Annotated in this window: 20 protein-coding genes; 5 read left to right on the top strand and 15 right to left on the bottom strand. The window is 64.0% G+C overall.

The window, feature by feature from the left end:
- Positions 1–14: 14 nt before the first annotated feature.
- The 5 genes from A9O65_RS00400 to A9O65_RS00380 form a co-directional block, all read right to left on the bottom strand.
- Complete coding sequence (locus A9O65_RS00400; RefSeq protein WP_064701050.1) at positions 15–1214, bottom strand: alpha/beta fold hydrolase; 1200 nt, start codon at positions 1212–1214, stop codon at positions 15–17.
- A 164-nt stretch (positions 1215–1378) separates the two neighbouring features.
- The gene (pcaF, locus tag A9O65_RS00395) at positions 1379–2587 is read right to left on the bottom strand and encodes a 3-oxoadipyl-CoA thiolase (RefSeq protein WP_064701049.1); all 1209 of its coding nucleotides are present in this window, start codon (positions 2585–2587) and stop codon (positions 1379–1381) included.
- A 43-nt stretch (positions 2588–2630) separates the two neighbouring features.
- Positions 2631–3419: a CoA-transferase subunit beta gene (locus A9O65_RS00390; protein ID WP_064699014.1), complete on the bottom strand. Its 789-nt coding sequence runs from the start codon at positions 3417–3419 to the stop codon at positions 2631–2633.
- A complete protein-coding gene (locus tag A9O65_RS00385) occupies positions 3419–4237 on the bottom strand; it encodes a CoA transferase subunit A (RefSeq protein WP_064699015.1) in 819 nt (272 codons plus the stop codon). The genes A9O65_RS00390 and A9O65_RS00385 overlap by 1 nt, the downstream gene beginning before the upstream one ends.
- 215 nt (positions 4238–4452) lie before the next feature.
- Positions 4453–5805: a class-II fumarase/aspartase family protein gene (locus A9O65_RS00380; protein ID WP_064701048.1), complete on the bottom strand. Its 1353-nt coding sequence runs from the start codon at positions 5803–5805 to the stop codon at positions 4453–4455.
- 154 nt (positions 5806–5959) lie between these two features.
- Between A9O65_RS00380 and A9O65_RS00375 the strand changes: the two genes are divergently transcribed.
- Both A9O65_RS00375 and A9O65_RS00370 read left to right on the top strand, forming a co-directional pair.
- A complete protein-coding gene (locus tag A9O65_RS00375) occupies positions 5960–6739 on the top strand; it encodes an IclR family transcriptional regulator domain-containing protein (RefSeq protein WP_064699085.1) in 780 nt (259 codons plus the stop codon).
- A 103-nt stretch (positions 6740–6842) separates the two neighbouring features.
- Positions 6843–7802, top strand: a complete 960-nt coding sequence (locus A9O65_RS00370; protein ID WP_064701047.1) for an AEC family transporter — start codon at positions 6843–6845, stop codon at positions 7800–7802.
- 52 nt (positions 7803–7854) lie between these two features.
- Here A9O65_RS00370 and A9O65_RS00365 read toward each other — a convergent pair whose 3' ends face one another.
- Positions 7855–8787, bottom strand: coding sequence for a LysR family transcriptional regulator (locus tag A9O65_RS00365; RefSeq protein WP_064699018.1), 933 nt, complete (start codon positions 8785–8787; stop codon positions 7855–7857).
- A gap of 144 nt (positions 8788–8931) precedes the next feature.
- Here A9O65_RS00365 and A9O65_RS00360 point away from each other — a divergent pair, with 144 nt between their 5' ends.
- A complete protein-coding gene (locus A9O65_RS00360) occupies positions 8932–9990 on the top strand; it encodes an SDR family oxidoreductase (RefSeq protein ID WP_064701046.1) in 1059 nt (352 codons plus the stop codon).
- A gap of 119 nt (positions 9991–10109) precedes the next feature.
- Here A9O65_RS00360 and aroQ read toward each other — a convergent pair whose 3' ends face one another.
- From aroQ to A9O65_RS00330, 6 genes are all read right to left on the bottom strand, one after another.
- Positions 10110–10544, bottom strand: coding sequence for a type II 3-dehydroquinate dehydratase (gene aroQ / locus A9O65_RS00355; protein WP_170862793.1), 435 nt, complete (start codon positions 10542–10544; stop codon positions 10110–10112).
- A 30-nt stretch (positions 10545–10574) separates the two neighbouring features.
- Positions 10575–13559 (bottom strand): bifunctional [glutamate--ammonia ligase]-adenylyl-L-tyrosine phosphorylase/[glutamate--ammonia-ligase] adenylyltransferase, encoded by a 2985-nt coding sequence (gene glnE / locus A9O65_RS00350; RefSeq protein ID WP_064701045.1) that lies wholly within the window; start codon positions 13557–13559, stop codon positions 10575–10577.
- Positions 13560–13644: 85 nt separating this feature from the next.
- On the bottom strand, positions 13645–14016 hold the full coding sequence (locus A9O65_RS00345; RefSeq protein ID WP_064699022.1) for a diacylglycerol kinase: 372 nt from the start codon (positions 14014–14016) through the stop codon (positions 13645–13647).
- 66 nt (positions 14017–14082) lie between these two features.
- A complete protein-coding gene (locus A9O65_RS00340; RefSeq protein ID WP_064701044.1) occupies positions 14083–15387 on the bottom strand; it encodes an amidohydrolase in 1305 nt (434 codons plus the stop codon).
- Between the two features lie 34 nt (positions 15388–15421).
- Positions 15422–16870: a sodium:solute symporter family protein gene (locus A9O65_RS00335; protein WP_064699024.1), complete on the bottom strand. Its 1449-nt coding sequence runs from the start codon at positions 16868–16870 to the stop codon at positions 15422–15424.
- Positions 16863–17078: a hypothetical protein gene (locus tag A9O65_RS00330; protein WP_064701075.1), complete on the bottom strand. Its 216-nt coding sequence runs from the start codon at positions 17076–17078 to the stop codon at positions 16863–16865. Before A9O65_RS00330 ends, A9O65_RS00335 begins: the two co-directional genes overlap by 8 nt.
- Positions 17079–17210: 132 nt before the next feature.
- Here A9O65_RS00330 and A9O65_RS00325 point away from each other — a divergent pair, with 132 nt between their 5' ends.
- Entirely contained in the window at positions 17211–18092 is an 882-nt protein-coding gene (locus tag A9O65_RS00325) for a LysR family transcriptional regulator (protein ID WP_064701043.1), read from the top strand.
- On the opposite strand, the gene dacB is transcribed toward A9O65_RS00325, so the two are convergent.
- From dacB to A9O65_RS00310, 3 genes are all read right to left on the bottom strand, one after another.
- On the bottom strand, positions 18086–19537 hold the full coding sequence (gene dacB, locus A9O65_RS00320; RefSeq protein WP_254783125.1) for a D-alanyl-D-alanine carboxypeptidase/D-alanyl-D-alanine endopeptidase: 1452 nt from the start codon (positions 19535–19537) through the stop codon (positions 18086–18088). The genes A9O65_RS00325 and dacB overlap by 7 nt on opposite strands.
- A gap of 85 nt (positions 19538–19622) precedes the next feature.
- Positions 19623–19952, bottom strand: coding sequence for a DMT family transporter (locus tag A9O65_RS00315; RefSeq protein ID WP_064699027.1), 330 nt, complete (start codon positions 19950–19952; stop codon positions 19623–19625).
- Positions 19949–20368: a PACE efflux transporter gene (locus A9O65_RS00310; RefSeq protein ID WP_064699028.1), complete on the bottom strand. Its 420-nt coding sequence runs from the start codon at positions 20366–20368 to the stop codon at positions 19949–19951. The genes A9O65_RS00315 and A9O65_RS00310 overlap by 4 nt, the downstream gene beginning before the upstream one ends.
- A gap of 121 nt (positions 20369–20489) precedes the next feature.
- On the opposite strand from A9O65_RS00310, the gene A9O65_RS00305 reads away from it, so the two are divergent.
- Complete coding sequence (locus tag A9O65_RS00305) at positions 20490–21383, top strand: LysR family transcriptional regulator (RefSeq protein WP_064701041.1); 894 nt, start codon at positions 20490–20492, stop codon at positions 21381–21383.
- Positions 21384–21386: the final 3 nt, after the last annotated feature.

Raw genomic sequence — 21386 nt, 5'->3', positions numbered from 1 at the left:
GGCCGGTCGTGTCCTCATTCCAGGGTCTCGCCCCAGCCGAGTTGCTTGGCCAACGCGAAGGCGTGGTTGGCCGCCGGCACACCGCCATAGACCGCCACATGCATCAGCACCTGGCGTAGCTGGGCTTCGCTGAGGCCGATGCGCTTGGCCGTCTTGAGATGCAGTTCCAGCTCCTCGCGCCCCAGGGCGGCCAGGATGCCGGTGGTGACCATGCTGCGCTCGGCCCGGGTCAGGTCGCCGTTGCCCCACAGCTCCCCCCAGGCCAGACGGGTGATCATCTGCTGGAAAGGGGCATCCAGCGAAGTGGCGTTCTCGGTCGAGCGCGCCACGTGCGCCTCGCCCAGCACCTGTTTGCGGGTCTCGAGTCCCTCGGCATAGGCCACGCCCTGCTCGCCGACCTGGGAGCGATCCGGGGCCATCCACAGCAGCAGTCGCTTGGCGAGCGCCTCGGGAAACTCCACCGAAGGCACATGCCCCAGGTTCTCGAGAATCTCCAGCGGCGCGCCGCCACACTCGGCCGCCAGGGCTTGCAGGGTCTCGGGCGGCGTCGCCATGTCCTCGCTCCCGCCAAGCAGGTGCACGTCGACTCCCCCGGGCTGGGAACAAGCCGCCTTGAGCTTGCCGCGGAAATCGGTGCGGCCGAGCATTTCGCAGAGCCGGGCATAGGATTCGGCATCGCCACGCCCCATGACAGTTCGCCAGCCCTCTGCCAGCGCCGGGTCGCGCTTGTTCAGGTCGGCGGCGAACCAGCGCGGCACGATCTCGCCGGACAACGCCGCCAGGCCCTCGTCGCGCACCCGGCCCGCTCGCGTGTTCCACAGCTCGGCATTGCCGATCACCGCCCCGGTGTTGGTCAGAACCGCCGACAAAAGCCGATCGGCATGCTCGGAGAGCAATTGCTTGCCGATGACGCCGCCAATGGAGGTGCCGACGAAGTGGAAGCGCGTGTCGCCGGCCTGCTCGACCAGTGCCAGAGCATCGGCGGCCAACGCAGCCGGAGTGATATCGCCACCATCTGCTGGCCAGGCCTCACTGGCACCATGGCCCGGCAGATCCCAGGCCAGCACCCGATAACGCGGCAGCAATGCCGGTAGAACGTCGTCCCACACCGCCTGGGTCATGCCCAGCGGATGCGCCAAGATCACCAGCGGATTGGCCTCGGCGCCCAGCAGACGATAGGCAACGTTGCGTCCGTTGATATTCAGAAATGCCATAAAACACTCTCTCATCGCCAGGCATCGAATCATGGCCCGACGCCCGATTGGCAATAGCGGTAAGAAGAAAGAACGCGGCTTCGCCGCTCAAGACAGAAGACCGGTGCTTCGCACCGGCTAGAGGGCAGACATCCCGATCTTTTCTCCCTTCCCTCTTTTACCTCTTACGCCCTTTCGATCAGCGTGGCGGTACCCTGCCCCACCCCGACGCACATGGTGCACAGCGCATAGCGCTTGCCGGTACGTTGCAGTTCGTGGGCGGCGGTCATCAGCAGCCGCGCCCCGGACATGCCCAGCGGATGGCCCAGGGCGATGGCGCCGCCGTTGGGGTTAACCCGAGGGTCGTCGTCTTCGAGCCCGAGATCGCGCATGCAGGCCAGTGCCTGGGCGGCGAAGGCTTCGTTGAGTTCGATGACGTCGATCTCGTCGAGGGAGACGCCGGTACGCGCCAGCAGGCGGCGCACGGCGGGCACCGGGCCATAGCCCATGATGCGTGGTTCCACGCCGGCGGTGGCCATGCCGACAATCCGCGCCATGGGCTCGAGCCCATGCTGTTCCACGGCCTGCTGGCTGGCCACCAGCATGGCGGCGGCCCCGTCGTTTACGCCGGAGGCGTTGCCCGCGGTGACGCTGCCGCCTTCTGCCTTGAAGGGCGTCGGCAGCTTGGCGAGCTTCTCGACAGTGGTGCCGGCACGCGGGTGCTCGTCGGTGTCGAAGACCAGCGGCTCCTGCTTGCGACGCGGAATCTCGATGGCGACGATTTCCTCGGCAAAGCGACCGGCCTGCTGGGCCTCGGCGACCTTGGCCTGGGAGCGCGCGGCGAAGGCGTCCTGGTCCTCGCGGGAGATGCCGAACTGCTCGGCCACGTTCTCTGCGGTCTCGGGCATCGAGTGGGTATCGTAGACCTTCTTCATCAACGGATTGACGAAGCGCCAGCCGATGGTGGTGTCCTCGATCTTCTGCCCACGGTCGAAGGCGGTCTCGGCCTTGCCCATCACGTAGGGCGCCCGGGACATGGACTCCACGCCGCCGGCCAGTGCCAGCTCCATTTCACCGGCCTTGATGGCGCGAAAGGCTGTGCCCACCGCGTCCATGCCGGAGCCGCACAGGCGGTTGAGCGTAGTGCCGGGCACCGAAGGCGGCAGACCGGCCAGCAGTGACGACATGCGCGCCACGTTGCGGTTGTCTTCACCGGCCTGATTGGCGCAGCCCATGAAGACTTCCTCGATCGCCTCGGGAGCCAGACCGGGCGCCTGCGCCAGCACGGCCTTGAAGATATCGGCGGCCAGGTCATCGGGGCGCACACTTGCCAGGGTGCCGCCGAAGCGGCCGATGGCACTGCGGCGCGGATGACAGATAAAAGCGTCACTCATGATTCACTGATCTCCTGAAATTCGCCTCTAGAACACGCCGCTCTTACTGGCCGCCATGGGCACGAGCGGTTCTCTCCTTGAGCTCGCGCAGCACCTCGAGCTCGCGGGCACTGGGTACCGGTGTGCTCTCCAGCGTCTCGGCGAAACGGATCTCCCAACCGGTGGCCTCCTGCACCTGCTCGGCGGTCACGCCTGGATGCAGCGATACCACCACCAGCTCCTTGGTTTCGGGATCCGGCTTCATCACGCACAGGTCGGTGATAACCCGAGTCGGGCCACGGCCGATGTTGGGCACGCCATCGCGGCCCTTGCCGTCGCGACCGAAGCCCAGGGTGGTGACGAAGTCGACCTCGTCGACGAAGGTGCGCTTGGAATGCTTGAGGGTAATGAACACCTCACCGGCGTTGGTGGCGATCTCCGGCGCGCCGCCACCGCCCGGCAGGCGCACCTTGGGTGCGGTGTAATCGCCGATCAGGGTGGTGTTGAGATTGCAGTAGCGATCGATCTGGGCGGTGCCCAGAAAGCCCACGTCGACCTTTCCCCCCTGCAGCCAGTAGCGGAACATCTCGGGCACCGAGACGGTGGTCAGCGCAGTCTCGCACAGCTCGCCGTCGCCGATGGACAGCGGCAGCACGTCCGGCTTGGTCTGCAAGGTGCCAGATTCATAGATCAGCACCACATCGGGAGCATGAGTCAGCCGCGCCAGATTGGCAGCCTCGGACGGCAGCCCGATGCCGACGAAGCAGGTCGTGCCATTTTCCAGGGCACGCGCCGCCGTGACGGTCATCATCTCGGAGGAGGTGTAGTCCGGGTGATTGTCGACAGAACTCATCAGGCATTCCCCCCTGCGTTCATGACGTTGTCATCGATCCACTGGGTGAAGGTGTCGCGGTCGCGCGCGATGGCATCCCACTCCTTGTAGAAGTGGTTGTCGCGCGGGTAGTAGCCATGCGCGTAGGACGGCAACGAGCCCTTCTCGGCGACGCTGATGGCGTCGATCGCCCAGCCCGGAATCACGCAGGCATTGGGGTGCGCCTCGAGGTCATCGACGATCTCCTCAACGGTGACGATGCTGTGCCTGGCGGCCAGCACGGCTTCCTTCTGCACGCCGACGATGCCCTCGACCAGCACGTTGCCGGCCCGATCGGCTTTCTGGGCGTGCACGATGGACACATCCGGCCGTACCGAAGGCACGGCGGCCAGACGTTCGCCGGTGAAGGGGCATTCGATGAACTTGATCTGGTCGTTGACGCGGGGCAGTTCGCTGCCTACATAGCCGCGCAGCACGGCCAGCGGCAGCCCAGCGGCGCCGGCCTCGAAGGCACACGCCATGGCGGCGTGACTGTGTTCGAGAATCTCGATCTTGTGCGGCCAGCCTTTTTCGACGGCATCGCGCAGGCGGTGCAACGACCCGACCCCAGGATTGCCGCCCCAGGAGAAGATCACCTTCCTAGCGCAACCGGCACCGATCAGCTGGTCATAGACCAGATCCGGCGTCATGCGGATCAGCGTCAGATCGCGCTTGCCCTGACGGATGATCTCGTGTCCGGCAGCGAAGGGAATCAGATGGGTGAAGCCTTCCATGGCCACGGTAGCGCCGTCTTCGACGTAGCGTGCCACCGCATCATGCAGGCTGAGGATCTCGGCCATGATGGTTTGCCTCTGGTTGAATCGCGCACCGGTGCTTGTCGCAACGCCTCATGGGCACCGAGACTTGTCACTCGGCAAGGTGCGCTGTACGAACATAGGTTTGTTATACGAACAAAATAATCCGCCAGCTCCGGCCCGTCAAACGCGCACGAAAAACGGGGGCAGGTGTTCCCTGCCCCCGTTCAGGACGTTTCTTTCACTTGAGTTTCAGTCTATTAGCGATCTTCCAACCAAGCCCGAGCGCGATCCACCTGCGCCTGACTGCTACCAAGGTATAACGCCGGATCCGTGACCGCCTCGAGATCCGCCCGCCCGATTTCGCCCGACAGCTCACCATGACGCGACACCATCAACGCCTCGAGCGCATCGGCGTACGGGATCCGCTGCTGGCGTGCCTGCTCCGCCGCCTCCGCGGCCAGGGCCTTGGCCTGTTCCGTCCCCAGGTGAGGCGTCAGCAACCTGGTGACCGGCTCGGCCATGATCGCGCCACCGGTCACCGTGAGATTGCGCTGCATGGCCTCGGCGTGCACCTCCAGCCCCTCGAGCAACACGGCAGCCTGTTCGAGGGCTCCCTCCAGCAATAGCGCACTGTCGAGCAGTGGCGCCCATTCGGCATGCCACTCGCCCAACCCGCGCTCCAGCGGCTGGGCCGTGGCATTGAGTATGACCGTGGTGTGACCATGGATCTGACGACAGGCGCCCCGGATCATCGCGCAGCGCACCGGGTTACGCTTGTGGGGCATGGACGACGACTCGCCCATGCCTTCCCCGGCGGGCTCGGCCACCTCGCCGAGCTCGGTCTGAGTCATCAGCGACACGTCCAGCGCCAACTTCTCGACGGCCCCGGCCGCACCATCGAAGGCCGTCGCCAGGGCATGGATCGGCTGGCGATCGGTGTGCCAGGGCAACACCGGCGCCGAGAGGCCCAGGCGCTCGGCGAGGCCGTCCATGACAGTGAGTCCCAGGGTTTCCCAGCCAGAATGCACCCCCACGGCCCCACCGAACTGCACGGGCAGCCCCGGTTCGGCCAGGGTGGCGAGACGGCGGCGCGCCTGCTCCAGCCCCAAGGCCCAGTGGGCCACCTTGACGCCGAAGGTGATCGGCAACGCCTGCTGCATCAGGGTGCGCCCGACCATCGGCGTCCGAGCGTGAGCCTCCATCAGCGGCAACGCCGCGCGTCGACAGCGGGCCAGCAAGGCATCCAGACGGGCCAGGCGTGGCGTCAGCAGAAGCATCAGGGCAGAATCGACCACGTCCTGGCTGGTCGCGCCAAGATGCCAGTAGGGCTTGAGATCATCGGGGAGCACTGCTCGTCCGGCCTTGACGAAAGGAATGGCGGCGTTGCCGCCGCTGGCCACACCCTCGGCTATTGCGCCCGGATCGAAATCGTGACTCTCGAGGCAGGCTCGCATGCGTCGACTGACCCCAGCAGGAATGGCCCCTTTGGCCTCCTGAGTCTCGACCAGCGCCAGTTCGAAAGCCAGCATGGCGCCGACGAAGTCCTCGTCGCGGGACGCGGCCAGACCGCTCTGGCTCATGAAGGGATGCTGGATCAGGGCGTCGGGCATGACAGGCTCTCCACTGGCAGGAACGGCCGGCTCTCGCGGGGAGTCGGCGCATCACTTGACATAAGTCGCACAGGTGTTCGCAATTCGAACAATTATGCTAGATTGAGGGCGAGCGACCTAGCAAGTCGACATGAACCATAGCGAAGGCACCCTCATGCAAGACGATACCCTGACCCCCGATGATCGCGACTTCGTGACAGCGCTGGCCAGCGGCCTCGAGGTCATCCAGGCCTTCGACGACGAAACCCCGCGCATGACGCTGAGCGAAGTCGCTGCCAAGACGGACATGAACCGAGCCCGTGCTCGCCGCTTCCTGCTGACGCTGCATGCCCTGGGCTACGTTCGCAAGCAGCAACGTCACTTCGAGCTTGCCCCCAAGGCACTGCAACTCGGGTATGCCTTCCTGTCGGCCAACAACTACCGCTCGGTGATCCAGCAATACCTGGAGGACATCACCGATGAAATCGGCGAGTCGTCGTCGATGGGTGTGCTGGACGGTAACGATGTGATCTATGTGGCCCGATCTTCCGCCAAGCATCGCCTGATGGCGATCACCCTGTCAGTCGGCACGCGCCTGCCGGCGGCCTATACCTCGATGGGGCGTGTGCTGCTGTCGCAGTTGCCGGATGACGAACTGGCCCGCTATCTCGAACAAGTGAAGCTCGAGCCGCATACCGAGCGTTCCATCACCGATACGGCCCAGTTGCGCAACTGCATCGAGCAGGTACGCCAGCAGGGATACAGCATCGTCGACCAGGAACTGGACCCGGGATTGCGCTCCCTGGCAGTCCCGGCCTTCGACGCCAACGGCAAGCTGCTCGGTGCCATCAACATCAGCACCAATGCCGCGCGCATCGACTTCGACACCCTGACACGGTCATTCCTGCCGTTGCTGCGGGACAAGGTGCAACTGATCAAGACCCATGTCAGCTGAGCACAACGCCTGACACCTGACCCCGCCATCCTCACCATGCCGCAGGCGGAGCATCGCGCGGCCTTTCACACGAGACGGGAGCACAGCGGCAAGGAGGCCTCGAATGCTCGACATTCTCGCTATCACCACCCCGATCTTCGCCATCATCGGCCTTGGTTACCTGGCCCGGGCCGGCCGCATCATTGGTCATGAGCCGTTGCAGGGCATCGGCATCTTCGTCATGTACTTCGCCCTTCCGGCGCTGGTCATACGCGCCCTGACCCAGAACCCGCTAGGCGAGGTCTTCGATCCCGACTACCTGTTGGCCTACGGGGCCGGCTCCCTCGGGGTGTTCGCGCTCGGCCTGGCGTTCACCCTCGGGTTGGAGCACAAACCCCTGGGCACCGGTGCCATCCAGGCCCTTGGCATGTCGGCGTCCAACAGCGGCTTCATCGGCTACCCGGTAGCCGCCATGGTGTTGGGATCCCCCGCCGCGATGTTCCTCGCCTTGAACATGCTGATCGAGAACCTGCTGATCATTCCCTTAGCCCTGACCCTTGCCGAGCTGGGCCGCCAGACCGGTAATGGCTTCCGCGGGACACTGCACCAGACAGCTCTTCGCCTGGTGCGCAACCCCGTGCTGATCGGACTGCTGATCGGTGTTCTGCTCGCCGTCATGGGCCGCCCCATCCCTGCTCCCCTGGCCAAGGCCATCGATATGCTGGCCGGTGCCGCCGGCCCCGCTGCGCTCTTCGTGATCGGCGGCTCACTGTACGGCCTGCGCCCCAAGGGCATGGTCCGGGACATGGGCCAGATCGCCATCGGCAAGCTGGTGCTACACCCATTGGCGGTGTTCGGCATTTTCCTTCTGCTGCCGGATATCGATCCACTGCTGCTTACCGGCGCCCTGCTGTTCGCCTGCGCCCCGATGATCAGCGTCTATCCGATATTCGGGCAGCGCTTCGGGCTGAGCGATATCACTGCCGCCGCCCTGATGGTCAGCACCCTGGGGTCCTTTGTGACCATCAGCCTGGTGCTGTGGCTGATGCGGCATAGCGGCCTGTTCGCTCTGTCCTCCGGCTAGCTCGAACGCGTGACCCATGGTGGTACATGCATGCTCCTGAGCATGAATCGGGCTACAACCTTTCTCGCCAGCCATCCCAAGGCGGGAAAGGCGACACCTCCTCGAGCACAAAATCCATGAAGGCACGCACCTTGGGTGCCCTGAGCCGGCGCTCGGACGTCAAGACATAAAGCTCGCGATGGCCGGGCATGACCTCGCTACGCCATGCCTCGAGCAGCGCCACCAGAGTCCCCGAAGCCAACTCCTCAGCGATCAGCCAGGTGGGAAACATGACCAGCCCCTGGCCAAGAAGCGCCGCCCTCAGCAAGCTCTCAGCATCATTGCTGACGAGGCTACCATCGACCTCATGGGCGACTTCCCTCTCCCCATCGTCCTGCTGGAAATACCAACGCTGGCGGCCCAGCTCTCCCTGGTAGATCAGGCAGTCATGCTCGACAAGTGCCTCGGGAGCTTCCGGCCTTCCCCGCCTTGCCAGGTAGTCGGGTGACGCTGCGACGACGTAGTTCATCGGCGCCAGTTGCCGTGCAATCAGCGATGAATCGGATAAATGACCGACTCGGAAGGTAATGTCATGGCCTTCGCGCACCGGGTCGACGACGTGATCGCTCAACTGCAGTTCCGCCTTGATACCCGGGAAACGGCATTGAAAGCGATGAAGCAACGGCACGATCTGGCGCTGGCCGAAGGCCACCGGAGCATTGATGCGCAACACACCACTAGGTTCCGCCTGTGGTTGATTCAGCGCTTCGGTTGCCATGTCGAGGCGTTCGAGAATATCGCGAACCTCTTCGTAATAGCGCCAACCGGCCTCGGTCAGGGTGACGGCACGGGTGTGCCGATAGAACAGCGGCTGCCCCACCGATTCTTCCAGTCCACGAATCTGTCGCGAAACGGATGATACGGCGCGATGAAAATGGTGCGCGGCGGCGGTAAAGCTGCCGGTGGCGGCGACACGTTCGAATACGCGCAAGGCGTTCAGGTCCATCGTATCAAGGCTCATTATGTTGCGATATACGCAATAAAGATTTGCAATACTACCGATTGTAGCAACAGCAGCCCTCTATCAAGCTGTATCCATCGATCTGGCGTGAAGCCGGATCTTCTTGAACTTCCAAGAGGGACACTGATCATGCGCAAAGGCACAGCACTCGTTGTGGGCGCCACCGGTATCACCGGCGGCAATCTGGCTTCTTATCTAGTTGCCAGCGGGTGGACCGTTTACGGTCTATCGCGCCGTGCCACCGAACAGAGCGGCGTGATTCCCGTTGCCGCCGATCTGCTGGACAAGCCGGCCACCGAGCAAGCGCTCGCCGGGCTGCCGATCACACATGTTTTCTACTGCACCTGGGTTCGTCGCGACAATGAGAAGGCCAACGTTGAAGCCAACAGTGCGATGATGCGTCATCTGTTCGAAGCGCTCGATAGCGATAACCTGCAACATGCCTCGCTGGTGACCGGCACCAAACAGTATCTAGGGTCGTTCGAGGCCTACGGCAGTGGGCGTATCGAGACTCCATTCCGTGAATCCGAGCCGCGCGTGCCGGGCGATAACTTCTACTACGCCTTGGAAGACGTACTGTTAGAGGCCGCCGAGCATCACGGCTTTGCCTGGAACGTGCACCGACCGCACACCGTGATCGGATATGCCCGCGGCAACGCCATGAACATGGGCACGACGCTTGCCGTCTACGCATCGATCTGCAAGGCAACCGGCCAGCCGTTTGTGTTCCCGGGATCGCAGACTCAGTGGAATGCGCTGACCGACATGACCGATGCTCTCGTGCTGGCACGGCAGATGGAATGGGCGGCGACCACGCCGGGCGCAGCGAATCAAGCCTTCAATACGGTCAATGGCGATGTCTTCCGCTGGCGCCGCATGTGGCATGAGATCGGTGAATACTTCGGCCTCGAGGTGGCTGACTGCCCCGAGACACCGCAGCCGCTGGAGGATCAGATGGCCAACGCGGAATCGACCTGGCGCGAAATCGCCGCAAAGCACGATCTCGTCGAGCCGGACGTCGACAAGCTGGCTTCCTGGTGGCACACCGACGCCGACCTGAGTCGCGACCAGGAATGTGTCAACGACACCACCAAGTCCCGCGACTTCGGCTTCGACCATTTCCGCGAGACTCGCGGTGCCTTTTTTGATCTATTCGACCGGCTTCGCGCCGAGAAGGTCATCCCCTGAGATTGGGAAGGCAGGATCGATGAATGAAGCCTTGGGCTCTAGTCTGCCTGCAGCGCAGCCGTCCCGTGAAGGACTATAAATCCGCGCAAGTCACTCGCGAAGCTGGTCCAGCGTGTCGCTCATCCAGCCGTGATCAATGCCTCCAGGGCGGCATGGTAGCCCTGACTACCGAGTCCGGCGATGACCCCATCGGCCCGCAGCGATACGTAGGAGTGGTGGCGAAAGGCCTCGCGCTTGTGCACGTTCGAGAGATGTACCTCGATCACCTTGCCGTCGAAGGCATTGAGCGCATCCAGAATGGCCACCGAAGTGTGGGTATAAGCGGCCGGATTGATGATGATCGCCGCGGTGCCATCTAGCCGAGCGGCATGGATGGCATCGATCAGCTCGCCCTCATGGTTGCTCTGCCGGCAGGCCAGCTCCCAGCCGGCCCGTGCCGCTTGCTCGCGCAGGTCGCGGTCGATATCGGCCAGGGTCTCGCGACCGTAGATCTCCGGCTGACGCGTACCCAGTAGGTTGAGGTTGGGGCCATGCAGGACCAGGACCTTGTGCATCGTGATGGTTTCCTTATCGATAAGCCGGTTTCATGAGGCCAGCTCGAGCAACCGTTCCCACACCGCGATGACAGTATCGCGATGCGCCTTGAAGTCCTCGACGTCGCCAAATGCCGGGTCGCCTGTCAGGGCCGAGCGGTGGGATGCCGTGCGGCAAGCCAGGTAAGCGTCACGCAGGCGGCGACAGTCGTCGGCCGGCAGCCGGCCGGTCTCCTCGAGGGTCTCGAGGATGCGCATGTTGTCACTGTAGGTCAGCAATGCGGGCGTCTCGTGCCCCATGGCCAGCACGGCGTACTGGCACAGGAACTCGATATCGACCATGCCGCCCGGGTCGTGCTTGAGGTCGAAACGACCGGCATCGGCCTTGCCGCTCAGGTGTTCGCGCATCCGATGGCGCATGGCCACGACCTCACCGCGCAGCTCGTCGAGGTCGCGTTCGCTGCCGAGGATAGCGCCACGTACCTCGGCGAAACGCTCGCTCAGGGTTTCGTGGCCCGCCACCACGCGTGCCCGAACCAGGGCCTGGTGTTCCCAGGTCCAGGCTTCGCGGCGCTGGTAGTCGGCGAAGGCATCGAGGCTCGAGACCAGCAATCCCGAATTGCCCGAGGGGCGCAGGCGCATGTCGACCTCGTAGAGGCTGCCCGCCGGCGTCATGGCGGTGAGCAAGTGGATGATGCGCTGGCCGAGTCGAGTGAAGAACACCGCATTGTCGATGGGCCTGGCCCCGTCGGTGCTGCCCTGGCCGGCGCCATCGTGCAGGAATACCAGATCCAGATCCGAACCATAGCCAAGCTCGATGCCCCCGAGCTTGCCGTAGCCGACGATCAGAAATTCCGGCACCTGGCCACAGCGGCCGCCGTCACGGCGTTCGGGAAAGCCATGCTTGCGGGTCAGATGCTTCCAGGCCATGGCCAGAACCGCCTCGAGCACCACTTCGGCGATATAGGTCAGATAATCGCTGACCTTCATCAAGTGGCGGGTGCCGGCGATGTCCGAGGCGGCAACGTGCAGCACCTGAGCATGCTTGAACACCCGTAACGCCTCAAGCTGGCCCTCTTCGTCATCCTCGGGGATTCGCCCCAGCGCCTGGCGCAACTCGTCGGCCAGGCGCGCCTTGTCCGCCGGTGTGTACAGCGTATCCGGCGTGAGCAGCTCGTCGAGCAGGATGGGATGGCGCGCCAACTGGTCGGCGATCCAGGGGCTGGCGCTGCACAGCCGCATGAGATGTTCCAGAGCCACCGGATTCTCGCGCAGCAACGCCAGATAGGCGGTGCGTCGCAGTACCGCCTCAATCAAGGGCAGCACGCGTTCCAAGGCAGTGTCGGGCGCGTCGCTGTCCGCGGCAGCCTCCAGCAGCAGCGGCATCAGGGCATCGAGGCGCTCGAAGCCGATGCGCTGCATGCTCTGGACCTGGCGAGAACGACGCAATGCCATCAATCGACGATGGCTGGCCGCCGCCGCGTCGAAGCCACCGGCCTCGAGCAGTGCCAGGGCCTCCTCCTCACTTTCATGCCCGCGCCACAGGGCTCGCCACTCCTCGAGGTCGACTCCGCTGTTCGTCTCCGAGGCGCCTTCGTCCGGCTCCACTTCCTCTTCGGGGTCGGCGATCACCGCATCGAAATGCCGACGCACCCGGGCGCGGACTTCGTCGAGGCGCCCCATCACCGCCGGCCAGTCCTCCATGTCCAGCCCCAGGGCGACACGCTCACGCTCGAGCTCACCTTCGGGCAGCATCTGGGTCTGGCGATCCTCGAGCGCCTGCAGGACATGCTCCAGATCGCGCAGGAAGCGATAGTCCGGCTCGAGTTCGTCGACCACCTCCTGCGGCAGCAGCCCCAGCGCCGGCAGACGTTCGAGCGCGCTGCGCAACGAGGTCACCTGCAGCTCGGTATCACGCCCACCGCGGATCAACTGGAAGGCCTGGACCACGAACTCGACCTCGCGAATGCCGCCGGGCCCGAGCTTGATGTTGCCTTCCATGCCACGGCGTTTCACCTCGCGGTTGATCATCGACTTCAACTCGCGCAGCGACTCGATGGCACCGAAATCGAGATACTTGCGATAGACGAAGGGCCGCAGGCTCGCCAGCAACTCATCACCGGCATCCACGTCGCCGGCCACCGGTCGCGCCTTGAGCATGGCGTAGCGCTCCCACTCCCGGCCCTGATCCTGATAATAGCCGGCCAGGGAGGTGAAGCTGCCGACCAGCGGGCCGCCATCCCCCAGAGGGCGCAGCCGCATGTCGACCCGGAAGGCGAAGCCGTCGGCGGTCACCGCGTCCAGCGCAGCGATCAGCTTCTGGCCAAGCTTGGTGAAATATTCCTGATGTTCCAGCGACTTGCGCCCGCCCTGGGTCTCGCCCTTCTCGGGGAAGGCGAAGATCAGGTCGATATCGGAAGACAGGTTGAGTTCGCCGGCCCCGAGCTTGCCCATGCCCAGCACCACCAGGCGTTGCTCGCTGCCATCGGCTCGCGCGGCGGGTCGTCCCCAACGCGGCTCGACGTGCTTCTCGAGCCAGCTCAGCGCCGCCTCCAGGCACACCTCGGCCAGACGCGACACGGCGCCGCTAGTGTGCCACATGTCGATGCCTTGCGGGCGCGTCAGGTCGCGCCAGACGATGCCCAGCATGCGAGCCTGCCGAAAGCGGCGGATGGCGGCATGCATGGCGGCTTCGTCCTCGGCGTCTTCGAGACGTTCCTCGAGCGACTCGCGCAGGGTTGCCTCGGAGGGCGCGGCATCCAGTTCGCCCTCCGCATCCAGATGGGCGAGCCATTCGGGATGGCGCACCAGCGTCTCCACGGCAAAACCGGAAACGGCCAGCACCCGGGCCAGTTGTTCGCACCGCTCGGGAGACAGCGCCGTCCAGCATTCACTCGGCGCCTCCTGGCCCTGCATCGACGCCAGATTGTCGGCCTGCTCGAGCGAAGCGGTGAGACGCTCCCAAGTATGCCGCAACGCCGAGGTCAGCGGTTCGGGAATGGCATCCAGGGGCAGGAAATCAGCAGGCAGGGCCATGGGCGTCTCATCGTCGGCTGGCGAATGCCCTCAGCATAACCAAGCACACGCCTCGGACACTAGGCGCGTTTAAGAAAGCACCGACTCAACCCAGAAACTTGTCCCACAGCAACAACCCCCAGGTCAGCCCGGCAAAGACCAATGCCAGCATCACCGCCGCCGAGCCGATGTCCTTGGCACGCCCGGAGAGCTTGTGACGCTCGGGGCCGATGCGATCCACCACGCTCTCGACAGCAGTGTTGAGCAACTCGACGATCAACACCAGCAGGCAACTGCCGACCAGCAAGAGCCACTCCACCGGCGCCTCACCGATCCACCATGCCAGGGGAATCAGCACCAGGCAGAGGCCGAGCTCCTGGCGAAAGGCCGACTCGTAGCGATAGGCCGCCTTGAGCCCCTTGAAGGAATAGCGAGTGGAATGCACCAGATGGCGCAGGCCGGTGTGTCCAGGTTTCATCTGCCAGTATCCATCGATCAGCCAGGGTATGAGCAGCGATGGTAGCAGAACCGATGCACAGTTCCTCTAGGGAGCCAGGTAGGCCAGGGCTCCGGTGGTCAACGCCGCTATTCCCGTCCGTATGGTCGCCTCCTGCCCGGGGAAGTAATACGGTGAATGCGGCATTTCCAGATGACGCATCTTTTCGGAGATCCCCTCGCCTGGCGTCTCCCGCCAGCGTGCCTCGGGCGTCGCGCCGATGAACCAATAGACACAGGGAATATCATCACCGCCGAAACCTCCCGCCATGGCATTGCCGAAGTAGGGAAAATCCTCGCTGCCGTTGAGTCGCGGCATGGCGAAAAGCTGCGACTCACCAAAATATTCGGCATGGGCACGACGCACCCGCTCGACGGCTTCCTCATCATTGTGCAGTGATATGGTCTCGGTGAGTGTGTGAAACTCCGGATCTCGAGGCGAGCGGCCCGCCTCGCACTCGGCCCGCACGATGCGTTCGATGGCCTCGAGCACGCGGCGGTGCAGTGCGTTGTCGAAACTGCGCACGTTGATCTCGAGTTCCGCCGTATGGGGAATGATGTTGCCCTGGGTCCCGGCATGCAGCTTGCCGACCGTGACCACGACGGTTTCCTCCGGAGGCACTTCCCGGGCCACGATGGTCTGCAGACGCGTCACCACATACGCAGCGATCACCACGGGATCCACGGTATAGGCCGGCATGGAACCGTGCCCACCATCGCCATGGATGGTCACCCTCAAGGTAGTGGCGGCCGCCATGGCGTTACCCGCGAGATGGCCGAGCGTACCGGCCATGGCCGGCATATTATGCTGCCCAAGCACGATATCCGGACGCGCGAAACGCTCATAGAGGCCGTCATCGAGCATCGCCCGCGCACCACCGAAGATTTCCTCGGCGGGCTGGGCAACCAGCATCAGGGTTCCCTGCCACTGCGCCTTGAGATCCGCTAGCACGGACGCGGCACCGACCAAGCAACTGCTGTGCAGATCATGACCACAAGCATGCATCACCGGCACCCTCTTGCCCTCAGCGTTCTCGGCGGTTTCCCGACTGGCAAACTCGACCCCGGTCTGCTCCTCGATGGGCAAGGCATCCATGTCGCCCCGCAACATCACCGTCGGCCCCTCGCCATTGCGCATCAGGGCCACCACCCCGGTGCCACCGACGCCGCGCGTTACCTCGAAGCCCAGAGTTTCCAATGCCTCGGCAAGCAGTGCGCTGGTACGGTGCTCTTGGAAGGGTAGCTCCGGCTGACAGTGAATCGCCTGGTAGAGGTCTTGAACCCGTTCGAAAGTCGACTCGACCTGACTCTCGACGGCCGCCCTGATGTCTAGATGTGGATGTTGGTGATTCATGGTTCTCTCCATCGGGTCAGCAAAGGGGATGGCCTCAATCGAGGACGCGAGCGGCCCCACGTTCACGCAGCAGCGCCTGGCACAGGCCAAGCACTGCCAGATTGGCGAGCATGCCCCAGACACCGGCATGCCACCCCAGCGGTGAGCCGAAACCAAACTCGAGCAGCAGGAAAGAGAGGCTGCCGGCGATGGCACCGGCCATGGCGCTGCGACGATTCAGCAATGGGAAGAAAAGCGCTCCCAGCACCATCGGCAGAAGTTGCACGATCAGTCCGTAGGCGGTGAGCAGGATCATCACCAGAGAGGCAGGGTTGAACAGAGCGAGACCATAGGCGATCAACGACAGCGCCAGCACGCTCCAGCGAGTCGCGGCCACTGTGGCCCGCTCGCCGACATCACGCATCAACGTGGTACCGAGGACATCACGCACCAATACCACGGCTGCGGTATGAGCCAGGTTGGCGCCGGTGGACATGGCTGCCGCCAGCGCTCCGGAAAGCATCAACCCAACCACCCACGGCGGAAACGCCGCGACTTCCATCACCAGTTTCAACAGTACGGTATCCGGGCGCTTCAGGGGCATCTCGGCAAACACCAGCGCCCCCGCAAAGCCGATAAACAACAAGGGCACCAGCAGATAGGCATAAAGCGGATAGAAAACGCTGACCCGACGCAGGGTCCGGCCGCTGTCGGCCGAATAGAACTTCATGAACATGTGCGGCCACATGGCGCCGCCGAAGGCACTAACCAGAATGGCCGTGCTGAAATAGCCCCAGCCCATGTTGGTCGCCCCAGGCAGGACGAGATGCTCGGGCGCCTCGATCTGGAGACGCGCGAACATCTCACCAACACCGCCGAACAGATGCTCGGGGATCGCCAGTCCCAGAAACCAGGCAATGGCAATCATCATGATGCCCTGCACCAGGTTGGTCCAGCCGATACCACTTAGGCCACTACAGAACACATAGGCCGCCACCACCAGAAAGGCCAGCAGAGCACCCAACCAGAAAGGGACCAAGCCATCGGTGGCGGCCTGAAACAGCAGTCCGGCCCCGGCGATTTGGATGGTCAGATAGGGCACCAGCGCCATGACGCCGATGATCCCAGCCAGCACGCCCAGCGGCCGACTGCGATAATGGTCGGCGAGCATATCGCCTTGGGTCAGATAGCCTCGTTCACGGCCCAATGCCGCCACCCTGGGCCCCAGCACCCAGATGGTGATGGGTACCAGCGACAGATAAGCCAGTATGTAGAAGGCCGGGGCACCATGCTGGTAGGCCCAACCCGGCGTACCGAGAAAGGCAAAGGCCGAGAAGACCTCGGCGCCGAGGATGAAGAACAGGATCACCACCCCGACGTGGCGGCCACCTGCCACATAGCCCTCCAGGCCGGAACCGCCCCGTCCTCGGGCCCGTAACCCGACCCAGAGTACGATACCGAGATAAGCCAGGGTGATGGCCGTGACGATCATCGCATCATTCATCGCGACCTCCCGCAGGCCGCACGACGAAAGCCGCCCACATGCCGAGGAACAGCACCAGCATCCACAGGATGTACCAGGCGAACAGGAAAGGCAGGCCGAGCATGGTCGGCTCGACGCGATTGGCGATCAACGCACCGGGCCAGATCATGGCCAGGGTGCATAAAGTGAAGTGCCCGACGACCAGAAGGGAATACAGCGTCTTGTTCATGGGATTGTCCAGCTCGCCGAAGCGAATCTTGTTATGGATTGTCACTGGACTATGGCGCAGGCTAGGCGATATAAAAAATATCCATAATGGATTCCACCCATATCATTTCGATATTGCCAGCAAGGGTCGTGCATGGAATTCCGACAACTCCAGTATTTTCTCGCCGTGGTGGAGGAAGGCTCGTTGTCCGCGGCAAGCCGACGAGTTCATGTCGCCCAGCCCGCCCTGACGCGCCAGATTCGCTTACTGGAAGAAGATCTCGAGACTCGGCTGTTCAACCGACATGCCCGCGGCATGCGACTCACAGTAGCCGGCCGGGCGCTCCACGAAGAAGCTCGGGAACTCCTCGATCAACGCACACGGCTACGCACGCGCCTTTCGACTCTGGGCCAAGGGGTGACGGGTCGAGTCAGTCTCGGCGTGACGGTGACCCACCTGTGGGTTCCCGAAGTGGCTCGCCTGCTGTCAAGTTATCGGGATCACTACCCTCGAGTGGCCTTCGAGGTCTTTCCACTGCTGTCGGGTCCTCAACTCGATCGGCTGCAGGATGGCGGGCTGGATGCCGGCATCCTTTATCTCGACGGAGGTGAATTGCCCGGCTTGGAAACACGGCTGTTGCAACGCGACCACCTGCTGCTGGCCGTCCCGGAGAATTCCCGTTGGGCGACATCACCACCAGCAAGCCTGCGCGAGCTGGCGGACGCAGACGTCATCTGGGGTTTCCGACACGCCTCGCCACAGTATCATGACCGCATACAGGCGCACTTTCGCCGGCTCGACTTCCAGCCCCGGGTCGTGCAGTACGGTGCGGACAATATCGCCATCCTCGGCATGGTCGCCGCCGGGCTCGGCATCGCCATCGTGCCCGCTGCCAGCAGCCACCACCCAATGCCCGGCGTGCACTTTCTACAGCTACCCGAGCTCGATACGTGCGATATGCTGCTGTGGCTCGCCTGGCGGCCGGACAATGACTCGCCGGCCCTCCACAATCTGGTATCGCTGGCGACTCAATGAGCCTCGATCAGTGCGGCCAAATCCTCGGACAGGCGTTCCAGCACCATTGTCCAGTTGAGATACGGCGTCGACTCGGTGCCGTTGACCAGCACGGTGAAGGCGCCCCAACGATTCGACCGGGTGCGGAAATAGCCGGTCATCGCGCGTACCTGCACCGGTTCATTGAGGGTGCCGGTCTTGACCATCACACGGTCCTGAAAGCTCGAAGGCCCCTTGCGGATGAAGCGCATCACGCCGTTGCTGGGTGACTGCAGTCCGGCCACGAAGCTGGGAAACAGGGAGGGCTGAGCGAACATGTACGCCAGCAGGCTGTTCACACCGCTGGCGGTGGTGCGGTTCTCCGGTGTCAGGCCGCTGCCGCTGCGCAGCGTCAGCGGGCCATGGTCGGGAATGCCGGCCGCGAAGGCTTCGATGGCGGCACCGCCTTGTTCCAGGGACGGACGCGGGTCAGCTGCCATATCCAGCGCCAGCACATCGGCCATGAAGTTGTTGGAGTAATTGAGCGTCCGCAGCAGAACCTCCTGAAGCGGTTCGCCATCCACCGCGGCCAGCTCGCGTGCCGAGGCCAAGGGTTTCGTGGTGCTGGTGGTATGCCCGCCCTGGACCTGGATACCGGCACGCTCGAGCATCGCCATCAGCAGTTGCGCGGTCTGCTCGGCCGGAGCGGCACTGGCACGGTAGAGATCCCGGGGATGGGCATTGGTGGAAATCTGCCCGCTGACGCGCACCACATCACCGCCGCCTTCGGTCAACCGCAGGGCCGATAGCTGGGTCCCACTATTGGCGGCCTTGGTGTCGACCCGGTTGTCGATGTCCGGCAGCAGAACCTTGCTGTCGCAGCCGGTAACCGTGGCTGGCACACCGGGCGCCGAGCCCGGCGCGACGTTCACGCACCAGCTACCGAAGTTGACACCCGCGGAGGACAGCAGCGCACTGTAGGCGTTGTCCACTCGACTACGCGCCTCGCAACGATCGGTCGTGATGCAGTCCACCGGCCCGAAACGCCACTGGCTGACCACCAGCCGGCCGGTCACCTCGCGCACGCCGGCTTGGTACAGCCGTTGAACCAGGCGCCACAGGTCTTCGCTGGTCAGTGCCGGATCACCGCCGCCATCGAACACCAGGTCGCCGCCGAGCACGCCATCGGGACCGGGCTCGGCCGTGCTGACCAGACGCGTGGTGAAGCGATGCTGGGGGCCGAAACGGTCAAGGGCCGCTGCCGCCGTGTACACCTTGGAGACCGAGGCCGGTGACAGGGAAAGCGACGGCGACAGGCTCGCCAGAATCTCATCCGAGCGATCCCCCGTGCCCAGCAGGCGTGCCTCGGCACTGATGCGAAAGCCATCATCAGTCAGCGACGAGAGTCGTGGAAATCCCGCCGCCATGACGGACGACGGCAGCAATGACAAGACCAGCAGACAACAGCTCAGCGTGCGATGAAACATGACGGCATCCATGCAGCGTTATTCGGGCAACGGCGCGACTCCGCAGTTTACCCGGGCATGGAGGGCGTTTCGACCGTATCTCGGCTCAGTGTGGCGTCGACGAGGAAAACACCTGAATCACCGCCACGCCGCCGATGATCAGGGCCATGCCCACCACCGCCGGCAGGTCGGGGCGTTCGCCGTAGACCACCATGCCGACTAGCGTTACCAGCACGATGCCAAGCCCCGCCCAGACCGCATAGGTAATGCCTACCGGCAGAGTGCGGAACACCAGCGTCAACAGATAGAAGGCCGTGACATAGCCCACCACCACCAGAACGCTCGGCCAGAAACGCGAAAACTCGTCCGATGCCTTGAGCGCCGATGTGGCGACGACCTCGGCGATGATCGCCAGGGCGAGAAATACATAACTCATCCGCACTCCCCCTGCGCCAGCCGCCGGCGCATGACATGATCGAAAAGCGTGTTGAATACCATGGCATAGAGCAGGAAAAACAGCATGAACCCGAGATCCAGCCAGAATGCCTCGACGATCCCGATGCCGAGCCACCAGGCCACCGCCGGCAGCGTCATGATCAAAAGCCCCAGCTCGAAGCCGAAGGCCTGGGCCATCCGCTGGACGAGGGAACGGCGTCGCGTCGGCACCCAGACATCGAAGAGCCGGTTCCAGACCAGGTTCCAGAGCATGGCAGCACTGGCCAGCCCCACCGCCAGCACTCCGATCTCGCTCAGGCCGTGACCGGTCAGCCAGCTCGCCAGCGGTGTTACCAGCACCAGTCCGCCCATTTCGAAAAGCAGAGTGTGCGTGATCCTTTCCTTCCAGGAACGCATCGTGACCTCCTCACTCGGGTCCCTCAGGCCAACATGGCCTCGACGTGGCCTCCTATTCTCGCCATGATGGCGATGGGTGCGAGTTGGAATCCATCAATTTTTCAGATAGGTCGCGTATATCATGCGTTGGAGTCTTGACCAGCTCGAAATCCTCATCGCCTGCGCCGAGCGGGGCTCTTTCTCGGCGGCGGCCCGCCATCTGGGCCGGGTCCAGTCCGCGATCAGCACCGCCATCGCGCACCTGGAGACCGACCTGGACTGCCAGCTATTCGACCGCACGGGCCGGATGCCCCGCCTCACCGAGGCAGGCGCCGCACTGCTCCACGAGGCGCGGGCGGTCATCCGCCAGTGTCAGCGACTCGAATCCCGGGCCCAAGCCATCGGCCAGGGCGAGGAAGCACGGCTGGTGCTGGCCATCGACGAGGCGCTGGTGGAAATGCCGCCGGTGGACGAGAGCCTGGAAGCATTGGCCGGCCACTACCCGGCCCTGCAACTGACGCTGCTCTATGGCGCCCAGGGCGATATCGCCGGCTGGGTGGAAGACCAGACCGCCGACCTTGGCATCCTCCTGCGCCAGCAGGGCCAGGGGCCGCTGCTGGAGGGCATTCGCATCGCCCATCTCCAGCAAGCCCTGGTCGTCGCGCGTCACCATCCCCTCGCCGAGCTTCCCGCGCCCTCAGCGGGCGATCTGGCCGGGCATCGCCAGCTATTGATCGCTTCACGCAGCGAGGGCGATGCCTGGCAACCACTGAGCGCCCAGTTCTGGCGACTCAACAGCTTCTACTCCATGGCCGAACTGGCGACCCGGGGGCTCGGTTGGGCCCTGGTACCACAGCACATCGCCCAATACCCGCCCTTTCGCGACGATCTCATCCACCTGGCCAGCGATGCCCTCGGCATCCCGCCGGTCATCGAGGTCGAGACGGTCTCCCGCCGCGACAGCGGACGCGGCCCCATCGCCCAGTGGCTACAGCGCACCCTGGGTGAACGGTTTCGCGATCACCGACTCAGATAACGC

The organism is Halomonas caseinilytica (genome assembly GCF_001662305.1).
GTDB lineage: Bacteria > Pseudomonadota > Gammaproteobacteria > Pseudomonadales > Halomonadaceae > Halomonas > Halomonas caseinilytica.
The sequence above is the reverse complement of the archived record's forward strand: the minus strand, read 5'-3'. Positions and strand labels throughout refer to the sequence as shown.

Bases quoted from the DNA above. Each gene is read 5' to 3' on its own strand.
- A9O65_RS00310 (WP_064699028.1), bottom strand. From the start codon at position 20,368: ATGCGTTCCTGGAAGGAAAGGATCACGCACACTCTGCTTTTCGAAATG.
- A9O65_RS00360 (WP_064701046.1), top strand. From the start codon at position 8,932: ATGCGCAAAGGCACAGCACTCGTTGTGGGCGCCACCGGTATCACCGGC.
- A9O65_RS00325 (WP_064701043.1), top strand. From the start codon at position 17,211: ATGGAATTCCGACAACTCCAGTATTTTCTCGCCGTGGTGGAGGAAGGC.
- A9O65_RS00345 (WP_064699022.1), bottom strand. From the start codon at position 14,016: ATGAAACCTGGACACACCGGCCTGCGCCATCTGGTGCATTCCACTCGC.
- A9O65_RS00335 (WP_064699024.1), bottom strand. From the start codon at position 16,870: ATGAATGATGCGATGATCGTCACGGCCATCACCCTGGCTTATCTCGGT.
- A9O65_RS00400 (WP_064701050.1), bottom strand. From the start codon at position 1,214: ATGGCATTTCTGAATATCAACGGACGCAACGTTGCCTATCGTCTGCTG.
- glnE (WP_064701045.1), bottom strand. From the start codon at position 13,559: ATGGCCCTGCCTGCTGATTTCCTGCCCCTGGATGCCATTCCCGAACCG.
- A9O65_RS00380 (WP_064701048.1), bottom strand. From the start codon at position 5,805: ATGCCCGACGCCCTGATCCAGCATCCCTTCATGAGCCAGAGCGGTCTG.
- A9O65_RS00315 (WP_064699027.1), bottom strand. From the start codon at position 19,952: ATGAGTTATGTATTTCTCGCCCTGGCGATCATCGCCGAGGTCGTCGCC.
- A9O65_RS00385 (WP_064699015.1), bottom strand. From the start codon at position 4,237: ATGGCCGAGATCCTCAGCCTGCATGATGCGGTGGCACGCTACGTCGAA.
- A9O65_RS00305 (WP_064701041.1), top strand. From the start codon at position 20,490: ATGCGTTGGAGTCTTGACCAGCTCGAAATCCTCATCGCCTGCGCCGAG.
- A9O65_RS00375 (WP_064699085.1), top strand. From the start codon at position 5,960: ATGCAAGACGATACCCTGACCCCCGATGATCGCGACTTCGTGACAGCG.
- aroQ (WP_170862793.1), bottom strand. From the start codon at position 10,544: ATGCACAAGGTCCTGGTCCTGCATGGCCCCAACCTCAACCTACTGGGT.
- dacB (WP_254783125.1), bottom strand. From the start codon at position 19,537: ATGTTTCATCGCACGCTGAGCTGTTGTCTGCTGGTCTTGTCATTGCTG.
- A9O65_RS00340 (WP_064701044.1), bottom strand. From the start codon at position 15,387: ATGAATCACCAACATCCACATCTAGACATCAGGGCGGCCGTCGAGAGT.
- pcaF (WP_064701049.1), bottom strand. From the start codon at position 2,587: ATGAGTGACGCTTTTATCTGTCATCCGCGCCGCAGTGCCATCGGCCGC.
- A9O65_RS00390 (WP_064699014.1), bottom strand. From the start codon at position 3,419: ATGAGTTCTGTCGACAATCACCCGGACTACACCTCCTCCGAGATGATG.
- A9O65_RS00370 (WP_064701047.1), top strand. From the start codon at position 6,843: ATGCTCGACATTCTCGCTATCACCACCCCGATCTTCGCCATCATCGGC.
- A9O65_RS00365 (WP_064699018.1), bottom strand. From the start codon at position 8,787: ATGGACCTGAACGCCTTGCGCGTATTCGAACGTGTCGCCGCCACCGGC.
- A9O65_RS00330 (WP_064701075.1), bottom strand. From the start codon at position 17,078: ATGAACAAGACGCTGTATTCCCTTCTGGTCGTCGGGCACTTCACTTTA.